The following is a 13,491-nucleotide window of genomic DNA, read 5'->3' on the forward strand; positions in this document are numbered from 1 at the left end:
TCCATCTCGATCGAGTTTTACCGTTACGCCCTTCTCGATGGCTATATCGGCGGCCTGTCGTATCGCGCTCTTGCTCCAGCGATGGTGTTCCAAGATAGATTTACGCTCGTCAGTCATCGCCGCGCTCCTCCGCTCGCAGAAAAGCATGTCGCATGTTGCGTCTCATGTCGCGTGGAATCGCCGTGACCAGTGGAAGCTGCCTGTAAATCAGGGGTACTGGCGCGCAACAAGGCGCAACAAGGAAATTGCCACTCTGGTGCGGCGTTTTCCGTTATATCATTGATTTTGTTGTGGAAAATTTTGGAGGCCTCGCCCGGAATTGAACCGGGGTACAAGGATTTGCAGTCCTCTGCGTCACCACTCCGCCACGAGGCCTCACGGCGCTTGTTCGTTCAAGCGTTGGCGGGCATTTAGAATGAATAGAAATTGAGCGCAAGGGGGTTATGAAAAAAGCTCTTGGAATTCGCGCGGAATGCAGCCCTGCCGACGGTTGTCGCCAAGGGGGTCCTGCCGGTATCTGCCTCAGTTCGCGTGTTGCAGTGACGGCATCGGCGACACGCCGCTGATTGCCACGCCCGGGGCACCCACGCTGACGAACGGTATGACAAGAATGACGGCAAGCAACGCGCCGACGAAGAGGCTGCCGAGCAGAATGGATTTGTGCGCCATTGTCCGTCCATTGAAAATCCAAGGACAGCCAGTCTGTGTCGTAAACCTGACAGGCACCTGAACGCGCTTTCGCTCCTGCGCGCAGCTTTATCGCCTATCGTTTAGCGGGTCGTCTCGTTGCCGAACAATCCGCAGCAGACGATTCCGACAAGCGTCACGACGATGAAAAAGTCGAACAGCGAAAAATATTCGAATATGGTGGACATGATTTCTCCTCCTCATCATTTCCTCCGGTTGCAATAATATCACAGGATATCGCTTTGTTCCATGTATGATTGTCACAAAGGATACGATCTGCGGAAGTTCCGACCCTAATTCTTGCCGGACCTGTTCGCGGTGGCTTGAAAGCCCGTTTCCCTGAGATTAAGAGACCAACAGACAAAAGCCGCTTTTCAACGGGCGAGAGGACATCATGAATTTCGAAGCAGCACGCGCAAATATGGTCGACAACCAGATTCGCACGACAGACGTCACCTCGCATTCCGTACTGACGGCGTTCCTCGCGGTTCCGCGCGAAGCATTCGTACCCGAGAAATCCAAGGCACTGTCCTATATCGACCGTGACGTCGAGATCTGTCCGGCCGTCGACGGCAAGGTCGCGCGCTACCTCATGCAGCCGTCGCCGCTCGCCAAGCTTCTTCAGCTGGCTGCCGTAACGAAGGAGGATGCCGTCCTCGAGATCGGCGCCGGCACCGGCTATGTTTCCGCGCTGCTGTCGCTTCTCGCAGGCTCCGTGGTGGCGGTCGAAGAAGACGAGGCGCTTGCCGCCGAAGCCAAGGCCAATCTGGCCGGCTACGCCAATGTGTCGGTCGTCGCGGGCTCGTTTTCCGCCGGCAACACCGCGGGCGCGCCTTACGATCTGATCTTCGTATCCGGCGCCGTCGAGGAAGTGCCGGCCAGCCTGCTGTCGCAGCTTCGCGATGGCGGCCGTCTCGTCACGGTCCAGGGTTACGGCAATTCGGCCCGCGCCACGGTCTTCGTCGCCGAGCGCGGCGCGGTTTCGGAAAACGTCTTCTTCAATGCTTCGGTCAAGCCGATTGCCGGCTTCGCCAAGGTTCGCGAATTCGTATTCTGAGCCTGTTGGCGGATGGTGTTTGGAGATGGGCGCTTCGGGCGCCCGTTTTCGTTTTTGGTCGGGAATTCACCGGGGGCTTTTGCGTCTCAGAAAATTGTGCATGGCGGCATTCATTTGATTCGCGATGATTTTTTTCCCGGTTCGGCTATCCTACACTGAGGGTGATTCGGATGCCCATCTCTACGTAGTCCGATCGTTGTTTTAGGCTAACGGGGATAAATATGGCTCAGCCAAGCGTAGCGCGTGAACCGTCCATGGAAGAAATTCTGGCCTCCATCCGCCAGATCATCGAAAGCAACGAGCCAGGCGCGGGCAGGGCGATTTCCGCATCGCTGCCGCCGGTCTATGCCGATGAGGACGAGCGCGACTCGAACATCCACCTGACGGTCGACGAGGCCTATGCCGGTGTGGAATTCCCCGAGACCACGGCCCAGCCCGATCCCCGTTTCATTGCCGCCAATTCCGCCGGCTCCGCACCAGAGCCGGATGCGACGGGCCGGGCCATGTCGCTCGCCGACGTCGCCGCCCGCGTTCGCGCCGCTTCCGAGCGCAACGTCGTGCCGCCCCAGCGCGAGGTCCCGGCTGCTTTCCGCCAGCAGGAAATGCGTGCGCCGGAAGCGCCTGCGCCGATCGTGCAAGCCGCACCTCCCGCGCCCGTTACCTCAGCTCCCCAGCCGGTCGAGGCGGAACCCGCGCCGGCAGCCGTTCAGGAGCAAGCTGCTGTCGAGACTGTCGCTGTCGTCCGCACCCCGGTGGAAGAGCCTCGCGTTGCTGAACCCGCTTTCGAGGCCGAGCAGCCGGTTGCCTACGCTCCGCCCCACGAGGCTCCGGCGCCAGCACCGGCAATGGTCGCGGCGCTCGCCGAGCGCATGATGCCCGAGATCGTCGAAGACACGCAGCAGGCGCTGCTGTCCCAGGATGCCGGTCTGCAGATCGCCCGCTCGTTCGAAGAGCTCGCGGCCGCCATCGATGGCGCCGAGCGCCGCTCGCTCGACGAGATCGCCGAGGACATGCTGCGCCCGATGCTGCGCGACTGGCTGGACGATAATCTTCCGACACTGGTCGAACGTCTCGTACGCGAGGAAATCGAACGCGTGGCGCGCGGCCCGCGCCGCTGATCGACCACACTTTGTCCAAAGAGCCGCTCCGGTCTCCGGGGCGGCTTTTTTATTGACTTGCCCGCGGCCATCCTATTTACAACCCGCATCCAGAAAACCTCCAGATCCGGTTCCAAAATGCTCGAAAAGACATACGATTCCACAGCCGTCGAACCGAAAATCGCTGCGAAATGGGACGAGGCGGACGCTTTCCGCGCTGGCGCCAACGCCAAGCCGGGCGCCGAGACCTTCACCATCGTCATCCCGCCGCCGAACGTGACAGGTTCGCTGCACATGGGGCACGCGTTGAACAACACGCTGCAGGACGTCCTCGTCCGCTTCGAGCGCATGCGCGGCAAGGATGTCCTGTGGCAGCCGGGCATGGACCATGCCGGCATCGCGACCCAGATGGTCGTCGAGCGCAAGCTTATGGAGCAGCAGTCGCCGGGCCGTCGCGATATGGGCCGCGAAGCCTTCATCGAGAAGGTCTGGGAGTGGAAGAACGAGTCGGGCGGCCTGATCTTCAACCAGCTGAAGCGCCTCGGTGCCTCCTGTGACTGGTCGCGCGAGCGTTTCACCATGGACGAGGGTCTCTCCGAGGCCGTTCTCGAGGTTTTCGTCAGCCTTTACAAGGAAGGCCTGATCTACAAGGACAAGCGCCTCGTCAACTGGGACCCCAAGCTCTTGACCGCGATTTCCGACATGGAAGTCGAGCAGATCGAGATGAAGGGCAACCTCTGGCACTTCCGCTATCCGCTGGAAGAGGGCGTCACCTACCAGTATCCTGTTGCTTTCGACGAGGAAGGCAAGCCGACGGAATTCGAGACGCGCGACTATATCGTCGTCGCGACGACCCGTCCGGAAACAATGCTCGGCGACACCGGCATCGCGGTCAACCCTGAAGATGAGCGCTACAAGTCGATCGTCGGCAAGCATGTCATCCTGCCGATCGTCGGCCGTAAGATCCCGATCGTCGCCGACGATTATGCCGATCCGACCGCCGGCACCGGCGCCGTCAAGATCACGCCGGCACACGACTTCAACGACTTCGAGGTCGGCAAGCGCGCCGGTCTGCGCGCCATTAACGTCATGAACATCGACGCCTCGATCTCGATCAAGGAGAACGAGGAGTTTCTCGAAGGTCTCGATCATCCGGCAGCGCTGCACGGCGCCTGGGACCGCCTGGAGGGCCAGGACCGTTTCGCCGCCCGCAAGATCATCGTCGAAATCTTCGAGGAAGCCGGCCTGCTCGACAAGATCGAGCCGCACAAGCACGTGGTCCCGCACGGAGACCGCGGCGGCGTGCCGATCGAGCCGCGCCTGACCGACCAGTGGTGGGTCGACAACAAGACGCTGGCCAAGCCGGCGATCGAGTCGGTTCGCGAGGGCCGCACCAATTTCGTGCCGAAGAACTGGGAGAACACCTACTTCCAGTGGATGGAGAACATCCAGCCCTGGTGCATCTCCCGCCAGCTCTGGTGGGGTCACCAGATTCCCGCCTGGTACGGCCCCGATGGCCAGGTCTTCGTCGAGAAGACCGAGGAAGAAGCCCTGCAGGCCGCCATCCAGCACTACATCGCCCACGAAGGTCCGTGGAAGGCCTGGGTCGAGGAAAAGCTGGAGAACTTCCAGCCCGGCGAAATCCTGACGCGCGACGATGACGTGCTCGACACGTGGTTCTCGTCGGCTCTCTGGCCGTTCTCGACGCTCGGCTGGCCGGAAAAGACGCCCGAGCTCGAGCGCTACTACCCGACCAACGTGCTCGTCACCGGCTTCGACATCATCCCGTTCTGGGTCGTCCGCATGATGCAGATGGGCCTGCATTTCATGAAGGACGAGGACGGCGTTCCCGTCGAGCCGTTCCACACGGTCTATATCCACGCGCTGGTTCGCGACAAGAACGGCCAGAAGATGTCGAAGTCCAAGGGCAACGTCATCGACCCGCTGGAACTGATCGACGAATACGGCGCCGATGCGCTGCGCTTCACGCTGGCGATCATGGCCGCCCAGGGCCGCGACGTGAAGCTCGACCCGGCCCGCATCGCCGGTTACCGCAATTTCGGCACCAAGCTGTGGAACGCCACGCGTTTCGCCGAGATGAACGGCGTCAAGAGCGATCCGCATTTCGTGCCCGAAGCCGCTGGCCTGACGATCAACCGCTGGATCCTGACGGAACTCGCCCGCGCGGAACGCGATGTCACCGAGGCACTCGAAGCCTACCGCTTCAACGACGCCGCCGGCGCGCTCTATCGTTTCGTCTGGAATCAGGTCTGCGACTGGTACCTTGAGCTGCTGAAGCCCGTCTTCAGCGGCACGGACGAGGGCGCCAAGAAGGAGGCGCAGGCCTGCACCGCCTATATCCTCGAAGAGATCTACAAGCTGCTGCATCCCTTCATGCCGTTCATGACGGAAGAACTCTGGGCGCATACGGCGGGCGAGGGCGTCGAGCGTGACCGCCTGATCTGCCACGCCGAATGGCCGGCGCCGTCCTATGCCGACGATGCGGCTGCCGACGAGATCAACTGGCTGATCGATCTGGTCTCCGGCATCCGTTCGGTTCGCGCCGAGATGAACGTCCCGCCGTCGGCCATTGCGCCGCTGGTCGTCGTCGGCGCCAACAGCCTGACCCGCGAACGCCTCTCGCGCCACGACGCCGCCATCAAGCGCCTTGCCCGTGTCGAGAGCATCTCGCAGACGGACGAAGCGCCGAAGGGCGCAGCCCAGATCGTCGTGGCCGAGGCCACGATCTGCCTGCCGCTCGGTTCGCTGATCGATCTCGGCGCGGAAAAGGCGCGGCTCGAAAAAGCGATCGACAAGGCGGAAGCCGAAATGGCCCGCATCAACGGCAAACTGTCGAACGAAAAGTTCGTCGCCAATGCCAACCCCGATGTCGTGGCCGCCGAACGCGATCGCCTGGAAGAGCTGCAGGGGCAGGTGGCGAGCCTCCGCACTGCCCTTGCGCGTGTAGCGGAAGCGATCTGAGATCAACTTCTAGGAGTATGATTTTTCAGGGCGTCCGATGTCGAATCGGGCGCCTTTGCACGTCGGATTGGGCGAAAAGGCTTCAAAACGCGCTGAATTTGCGGCGATGCCCACGAATTGGGAGCTTTTCCACGGGCTTTTCGCGAAAGATCCGACTGTTGTGCGATTGTTACATGTGCTGCGTCCGTTGGAAATGACGTTCCTCGAAATTGAAAAATCGAGCGGATATTGAAATTATTTTCTAAAACAGGGAAATATTGACGTGCTCGTCAATTGCTTACGTAAATCATCCGTTAGCTCACATTTCAATCGCATGGGTTCACGAAGTTGCCATTTTAACTTCTGGTCGTCACAGTCTCGCCATCGCAATTGCCGCAGTGGGGGAGACACCTTGGCATCTCGTAAGGCATCGGCGGGCGTTTTGTCGCTCGTCCTATTTTCGACACTGGCGCAGCCGTCCTTCGCGGGCGGTCTGGAGCGCGGCGGCTATAATATCGATCTGTTGTTCGATCAGTCGCGCTTTTCGGCGCAGTCGGCTCTGATTTACGTCATGCCGCAACGGAAGCTGAAGAATGTGCAGGACGTGGATCCGACGAATGGTGTCCCTTCTGGACCAAATTCTGCTGACGACACGGAGAACTACGTCGTCCCTTATGCCGGTTTTAAGGGCGGCATGGGTGATGTTGATTGCTTGGTCGATTATTCCGAGCCGTTTGGCGCTCACACAAACCCGGGCCAGAATTGGGCCGGCGCCAACAGCAACGTCGAGACAAAGATCTCAAGCCACAACTACGCCGCAACCTGTTCGTACAAGTTTGACGCTGGCCAAGGTCAAATGCGGTTGATCGGCGGAGCATTCTACCAGGAGATCGAAGGCTTTCAGGAAAAGCTTTTGGCTCCGATCCCGAACGGAACCGGTCGGCTTGATATGAGCGATCGGTCATGGGGCTGGCGCGTTGGCGTCGCCTATGAGATTCCAGAGTACGCATTGCGCGCCAGCTTGGTCTATAACAGCAAGGTAAAGTACGACAACCTGACGGGAACGGTGAACCTCACCAATGTCGGCGGCCCTATCATACCAGTTACCGGATCTGCAGAGGCGCCAGACTCCCTCGAACTCAAATTACAGAGCGGCATCGCCCCGGATTGGCTTGCTTTCGGTTCGGTCAAGTGGACCAATTGGAGCGTGCTGCAGTCTGTTCCGTTTAGCAATGCTTCAGGTATCGAAATAACCTCCCTAGACCTCGCGTATCGCGACGGCTGGACGGTCACCGGCGGCATCGGCCACAAGTTTAACGACCAATGGACCGGAGCGGTCAGCCTGACGTGGGATCGGGGCACCAGCGATGGTTACGGAACGCAGACCGACACATGGACGCTGGGCGTCGGTGCGGCCTACAATCCGACCGAGAACGTCGAATGGCGTCTTGCTGGAGCGATCGGTGTTTTGACAAGCGGCGAATCCGGAACATTCACCCGTGATGGCGTCACGTACGGCGAAGACGCGACGTACACCTTCGGCAATGATCTCGTGGCCGCACTCTCCACCAGCATCAAGGTCAAGTTCTGATCCCTGAAGATCATCTGAGATCAAAGCCCGGCAAAGCGCCGGGCTTTTCTGTATCCGGTCGCCATTAATCATGCCGTTTCGGCATCTTCTTTTGTGACGATTCAGCAACAGTTTTTCTCCAGCATTTGCGTAAGATGATCTCAGGGACAAATTGTCCATTTCCCGCCACAAACTAGGCGCAGCGATAAGGTCGGGCGAGGGAATGACAGGCTCAGGGTGCGCGTAAAGAGTTCAATGGTTCGATTTTTGCTTGGTGCAGATGAGGTGGACGAAGGGTACGGCGAAAAGGCTGCCGTGATCGACGTTTCGCTTTTGCTGCAGGGCTTTTCGGCCGAAAAAATTCGCTCCGACGTTGCACTTTCTGATCTTCGTTTCCTCACAAGTTCAAGCCGTACGGCAGCGCCGGAAGAGCGTTCCGGTAACGTTGGCACAGGTTTGGTCACAATTGGTGATTACCTATGTCTGGAAGGCGGAAGGGCGCTTGGCGCATCCGCCGGCATAAAGCGGAAGTCGCCGCGAAACTGTCGTGCCGCAGGCCGGACGACGAAGCGCGGTGCGGTTGAAATTCAGGCTCTCGTTGGAGAGCGGGCTGGATGCGACGCGGGCAAGGGAGCCATCGAGCTCACCGCGGGATCGCTCGCCGGGAGGAGGTACCTCCGTAGCGGATCGATGGACAGTGCGTCCCGGTCGGTCGCGGCGGATGGAAGCGAAAGAAGCCGGGTGCAATGCTGACGTTCGAGTTCAGACCTTTGAGATTGATATTGGCGGGGCTTTCCGTCGCGTGCTGCGCAGCCATTGCCTGCCCGGCCGCCGCCTTCGACATCCAGTCCGGCGTGAGCAAGGAATCCGGTCCTTTCGATCTCTTCAAGTTCGGCTTCAAGGCCTACAAGAACGGCCAGAAGGAAGAGGCCGTCGAAGCCTACAAGTATGCCGCCGAGAAGGGCCACACCGGCTCGCGCTGGGCGCTCGCCAACATGTATGCCGATGGCGACGGCGTCGCGCAGAACGATTTCGAAGCTTTCAAGATCTACAGCGAGATCGCCCAGCAGGGCGTCGAGCCCGGCTCGGAAGACACCGGCTTTTTCGTCAATGCGCTTCTGGCGCTGGCGAGCTATTACAAGAACGGCATCGCGGGTACGCCGGTGAAGGCCGACCTCAGCCAGGCACGCCAGCTCTATTTCCAGGTCGCGTCCACCTTCGGCGTGCCCGAGGCGCAGTTCCAGCTGGCGCAGATGATGCTGGCGGGCGAGGGCGGCCGGGCCAGCAACCAGCAGGCCAAGAAGTGGCTGAACCAGGCCCGCAAGGCCGGTCACCCCGGCGCCATGTCGGTCTTCGGCAACATCCTCTTCCAGGAAGGCCAGACCGCCAACGGTCTCGCCCTGATGACCGCCGCGCTCGACCGATGCAAGCCCAAGGATTGCGGCTGGATGGAATCGCTGCAGGAACAGGCATTCTCCGTCGCCAACGAAAGCGACCGCCGCTCCGCGGTCGCGCTCTCTCAGAAGATCTCCGTAAGCGGCGCTGACTAAGCTTTACGCCGCGAAGTCGAAGTAGGCCACGACAGGCACATGGTCTGACGGCTTTTCCCAGGCGCGTACGTGCTTTTCGATCGCCGTTGACGTCATCCGGTCAACGGCTTCCGGCGACAGCATCAGGTGATCGATGCGGATGCCGTTGTTCTTCGGCCATGCGCCGGCCTGATAATCCCAGAACGTATAGAGCGGAACGCCGTCGCTGGTCGCCCTGACGGCATCTGTCAGGCCGAGGCTTTCGAGCTTGCGGAAGGCTTCTCGGGTCTGCGGCAGGAACAGCGCGTCGTTCTCCCAAACCTTCGGATCGAAGCAGTCATGCGGCTCGGGGATGACGTTGTAGTCGCCGGCGAGAATGAGGATTTCCTCATAGGCCAGCCGCTCAGCCGCGAATTTCCGCAGCCGCTCCATCCAGGCCAGCTTGTAGGGGTATTTCTCGGTCTCGACCGGATTACCGTTCGGCAGGTAGAGGCAGCAGACGCGGGCGACGCGATTGCCGGGCAGCGAGAAGACGGCTTCCAGAAAGCGCGCCTGCTCGTCCAGCGGATCGCCCGGCAGGCCGCGGTTCACCTCGTCGGGCTTCGTCTTGGAGAGGATCGCTACGCCGTTGAAGCCCTTCTGGCCGTGCGTCTCCACATGATAGCCGAGCGCCTCGATCTCGAGCCTCGGAAATCCCTCGTCGACCGTCTTGATTTCCTGCAGGCAGGCAATGTCGGGCTGCGAGTCGGTAAGCCACTGCGTCAGGTTGTCGATGCGCGCCTTGACGCCGTTGATGTTCCAAGTCGCAATCTTCATGGCCTGATCCTGTTCCGGTTCACCGGCCTCTTTTATCGCGCTCTTCCGATTGCGGACAAGACGATAAACCGGCCGGAAGGCGATCTTCGGCCGGTTCGGTGTGGATAGCCCGGTTTGAAAACCGATCTGAAATCAGATCGAGAAGCTTGTGCCGCAGCCACAGCTCGCAACCGCGTTCGGATTGCGGATCTCGAAGGACTGGCCGAGCAGGTTGTCGACGAAGTCGATCTCGGAGCCGGCCATATAAACCAGTGAGACGCTGTCGATCAGCACCTTGGCATCGTTCTTCTCGACCACCACGTCGTCATCGAGCGTCGCGTCGGTCAGGTCGAACTTGTAGGAGAACCCCGAGCAGCCGCCGCCTTCGACGGACACGCGCAGCGCGCTCTTGCCGCTGTCGGCGCCGACGATCGCGGCGATTCGTTTTGCCGCGGCATCGGAAAGGGTTACACTCGTCTCAGTCATGTTTCCTCCTGCCGGGGTCAAGATCCGGAGAGAATTGAATTCAGCCGCATCTTGCAAGCGACTGGTTTACAAGCATTTACGCAAAACGCCCTGAGGACGCATGCTCCGCGCAAATCAACTCGTATCGAGTATTTTTGCCGTTTATTGAAGCTATAGGTATGAAGAGCGAACAGCGGCGTCAATGGGCTGCGGCCGCAAGATATCGGATGACGGTGAAGAATGACGATCGACAGGCATGCATTGGGCTTCGGAAACAGCGACAGGGCGGTCTATGCGGCCGATCCTTGGACCTCTCGCGGCCGCCTTTACCCAGAAGGCGCCAGCCCGACGCGCTCCGACTTCCAGCGCGACCGCGACAGGATCGTTCACACGACCGCCTTTCGCCGGCTGAAGCACAAGACCCAGGTCTTCATCGCCCAGGATGGCGATCACTATCGCACGCGCCTGACGCACACGATCGAGGTGGCGCAGGTTGCGCGTGCGCTTGCACGGGCCTTGAAGCTCGACGAGGATTTGGCCGAGGGCGTCGCGCTCGTCCATGATTTCGGCCACACGCCCTTCGGCCATACCGGCGAGGATGCGCTGCACGAGGTGCTGCTGCCTTACGGCGGCTTCGATCACAATGCCCAGTCCCTGCGCATCGTGACCAAGCTGGAGCGCCGCTACGCCGATTTCGACGGCATCAACCTCACCTGGGAAAGCCTGGAAGGTCTGGTCAAGCACAACGGGCCGCTGCTTTCCAAGGACGGCGCCGGCACACGCGGCCCGGTTCCGCAGCCGATCCTCGACTATTGCGAGATCCACGACCTCGAGCTCGATACCTTCGCCAGCCTCGAAGCCCAGGCAGCTGCGATCGCCGACGATATCGCCTACAATACCCACGATATCGACGACGGTCTGCGCTCCGGCTATCTCACCTTCGACATGCTGGAGGAGATCCCGTTCCTCGCCGGGTTGATGGCGGAGGTGAGGGAGCGGTATCCCAATCTCGAGGCCAGCCGCTTCACCCATGAAATCATGCGTCGCCAGATCACCCGAATGGTCGAGGACGTCATTTCCGTCTCGCAGCAGCGCCTGGATATGCTGAAGCCGCAAAGCGCTGACGACATCAGGCAGGCCGATAATGTGATTGCCACCTTCTCGCCCGAGATGGCCGAGACCGACCAGCAGATCAAGGCGATGCTCTTCAAGCGCATCTACCGCCATCCTGATATCATGCGCATCCGTGCCGGCGCAGCCCAGATCGTCACCGATCTTTTCGGTGCGTACATGGCCAACCCCAAGGAGATGCAGAGCCATTATTGGGTCGACCACATTGCCGGCCTTGCCGAAGCGGCGAGGGCGCGCCATGTCGGCGATTATCTGGCCGGGATGACCGATACCTATGCCGTGAGCGCCCACAGGCGATTGTTTGACCATACTCCGGATTTGCGATAGGCAGCGGTCGCTCGGGCGTACCCCGCGCAAACGCCTTTTGGCACAGCCTATGCATGGAAGATTGCGATGAACCTTTTTACCGATTTCGAAGCCAGGATTAAAACCGCCCTTGAACAGATCGATCTGGTCAAGGAAAAGCGATCCGAGCTGGATTTCGGCCGCATCACGATCGAACCCCCGCGCGACCCGAGCCATGGCGACGTGGCGACCAACGCGGCGATGGTGCTGTCCAAGCCGCTCGGCAGCAATCCCCGGGCGTTGGCCGACGTGATCGCAGCCAAGCTCAAGGAAGACGCCGACGTCGCCGAAGTCTCGGTCGCCGGTCCTGGCTTCATTAATCTCAAACTCTCCGTCGGCTACTGGCAGCGCCTGCTCGCCTCGATGATCGAGGCCGGCACGGATTACGGCCGCTCGACGCTGGGTACTGGCAGGAAGGTCAATGTCGAATATGTCTCGGCCAATCCGACCGGCCCGATGCATGTCGGCCATTGCCGTGGCGCCGTCGTCGGCGACGCGCTGGCCAACCTGCTGTCCTTCGCGGGTTTCGACGTCGTCAAGGAATACTACATCAACGACGCCGGCTCGCAGATCGACGTGCTCGCGCGCTCGGTGTTCCTGCGCTATCGCGAGGCACTCGGCGAAAACATCGGCGAGATCCCGGCGGGCCTCTATCCGGGCGAGTACCTCGTTCCGGTCGGTCAGTCGCTGGCGAGTGACTACGGCGTCAAGCTGCACAACATGCCGGAAGAGGAGTGGATGCCGATCGTCAAGGATCGCACCATCGACGCGATGATGGCGATGATCCGTGAGGATCTGGAAGCGCTCAACGTCCATCACGACGTGTTCTTCTCGGAGCGGACGCTGCATGCCAACGGCGCCGCCGCCATCCGCACGGCCATCAACGACCTGACTTTCAAGGGCCACGTCTACAAGGGCACCCTGCCGCCCCCGAAGGGCCAATTGCCCGAGGACTGGGAAGACCGCGAGCAGACGCTCTTCCGCTCGACCGAGGTCGGTGACGACATGGATCGCCCGCTGATCAAGTCTGACGGTTCCTATACTTACTTCGCGGCCGACGTTGCTTACTTCAAGAACAAGTATGATCGCGGCTTCAACGAGATGATCTACGTGCTCGGCGCCGACCACGGCGGCTACGTCAAGCGCCTGGAGGCGGTTGCCCGTGGTGTGTCGGAAGGCAAGGCCAAGCTCACCGTGCTGCTCTGCCAGCTGGTCAAGCTGTTCCGTGATGGCGAGCCGGTCAAGATGTCGAAGCGTTCCGGCAACTTCGTGACGCTGCGCGACGTGGTTGACGAAGTCGGCCGCGATTCGGTTCGTTTCATGATGCTGTACCGGAAGAGCTCCGAGCCGCTGGACTTCGATTTCGCCAAGGTAACGGAACAATCGAAGGACAATCCGGTCTTCTACGTGCAGTACGCGCATGCGCGCTGCATGTCGGTTTTCCGGCAGGCGAAGGAGGCATTTCCCGATCTCGACGTATCGCCGGAAGTGCTTGCGAAGGCGGTCGCTGAAATCTCGGATCCGGCGGAATTACAACTGGTTGCCAAGGCTGCCGAGTTCCCGAGGCTGATCGAGTCTGCGGCCCAGTCGCAGGAGCCGCATCGCGTCGTATTTTACCTCTACGATCTCGCCAGTTCTTTCCATGCTCATTGGAACAAAGGCAAAGAACAAATCGACTTACGATTTATTAACGATAAGAACCGAGAATCGAGTATAGCCAGACTAGGGCTGGTGTACGCCGTTGCGTCGGTTTTGAAGGCGGGACTTGCTATCGCAGGCACCGCAGCGCCGGACGAGATGCGATAGCGTCACCATTTACCCACAATGCTCTGGCATGAACCTTTGCAAGTGCGA

The 13,491-nt window shown here is 60.4% G+C and carries 10 protein-coding genes and 1 tRNA gene; 7 read left to right on the plus strand and 4 right to left on the minus strand.

Translation table 11 applies throughout. From position 1 onward, the window contains the following. Positions 1–301: 301 nt before the first annotated feature. Positions 302–375: transfer RNA gene (locus QTL95_RS27120), tRNA-Cys, on the minus strand. A gap of 147 nt (positions 376–522) precedes the next feature. Continuing rightward, positions 523–669, minus strand: coding sequence for a hypothetical protein (locus QTL95_RS27125; RefSeq protein ID WP_289722930.1), 147 nt, complete (start codon positions 667–669; stop codon positions 523–525). 412 nt (positions 670–1,081) lie between these two features. On the opposite strand from QTL95_RS27125, the gene QTL95_RS27130 reads away from it, so the two are divergent. From QTL95_RS27130 to exoR, 5 genes are all read left to right on the plus strand, one after another. Continuing rightward, positions 1,082–1,744, plus strand: a complete 663-nt coding sequence (locus tag QTL95_RS27130) for a protein-L-isoaspartate O-methyltransferase family protein (RefSeq protein ID WP_289722931.1) — start codon at positions 1,082–1,084, stop codon at positions 1,742–1,744. A gap of 221 nt (positions 1,745–1,965) precedes the next feature. After that, a complete protein-coding gene (locus QTL95_RS27135) occupies positions 1,966–2,862 on the plus strand; it encodes a PopZ family protein (RefSeq protein ID WP_289722932.1) in 897 nt (298 codons plus the stop codon). Positions 2,863–2,979: 117 nt separating this feature from the next. After that, positions 2,980–5,823, plus strand: coding sequence for a valine--tRNA ligase (locus tag QTL95_RS27140; protein ID WP_289722933.1), 2,844 nt, complete (start codon positions 2,980–2,982; stop codon positions 5,821–5,823). 391 nt (positions 5,824–6,214) lie between these two features. Beyond that, positions 6,215–7,393 (plus strand): OmpP1/FadL family transporter, encoded by a 1,179-nt coding sequence (locus QTL95_RS27145; RefSeq protein ID WP_289722934.1) that lies wholly within the window; start codon positions 6,215–6,217, stop codon positions 7,391–7,393. A gap of 725 nt (positions 7,394–8,118) precedes the next feature. Next, positions 8,119–8,922 (plus strand): exopolysaccharide production regulator ExoR, encoded by an 804-nt coding sequence (gene exoR, locus QTL95_RS27150; RefSeq protein ID WP_289722935.1) that lies wholly within the window; start codon positions 8,119–8,121, stop codon positions 8,920–8,922. Between the two features lie 3 nt (positions 8,923–8,925). Here the strand turns inward: exoR and xth are convergent, their stop codons facing one another. Both xth and erpA read right to left on the minus strand, forming a co-directional pair. After that, positions 8,926–9,717: an exodeoxyribonuclease III gene (xth, locus tag QTL95_RS27155; RefSeq protein ID WP_289722936.1), complete on the minus strand. Its 792-nt coding sequence runs from the start codon at positions 9,715–9,717 to the stop codon at positions 8,926–8,928. Between the two features lie 132 nt (positions 9,718–9,849). Then, the gene (gene erpA, locus QTL95_RS27160) at positions 9,850–10,182 is read right to left on the minus strand and encodes an iron-sulfur cluster insertion protein ErpA (protein ID WP_289722937.1); all 333 of its coding nucleotides are present in this window, start codon (positions 10,180–10,182) and stop codon (positions 9,850–9,852) included. A 219-nt stretch (positions 10,183–10,401) separates the two neighbouring features. Between erpA and QTL95_RS27165 the strand changes: the two genes are divergently transcribed. Continuing rightward, positions 10,402–11,619 (plus strand): deoxyguanosinetriphosphate triphosphohydrolase, encoded by a 1,218-nt coding sequence (locus tag QTL95_RS27165; protein WP_289722938.1) that lies wholly within the window; start codon positions 10,402–10,404, stop codon positions 11,617–11,619. A gap of 66 nt (positions 11,620–11,685) precedes the next feature. Further along, entirely contained in the window at positions 11,686–13,443 is a 1,758-nt protein-coding gene (gene argS, locus QTL95_RS27170; RefSeq protein ID WP_289722939.1) for an arginine--tRNA ligase, read from the plus strand. Positions 13,444–13,491 lie beyond the last annotated feature (48 nt).

Origin of the sequence: Rhizobium sp. S152 (genome assembly GCF_030380735.1) — a bacterium.
Taxonomy (GTDB): domain Bacteria; phylum Pseudomonadota; class Alphaproteobacteria; order Rhizobiales; family Rhizobiaceae; genus Rhizobium.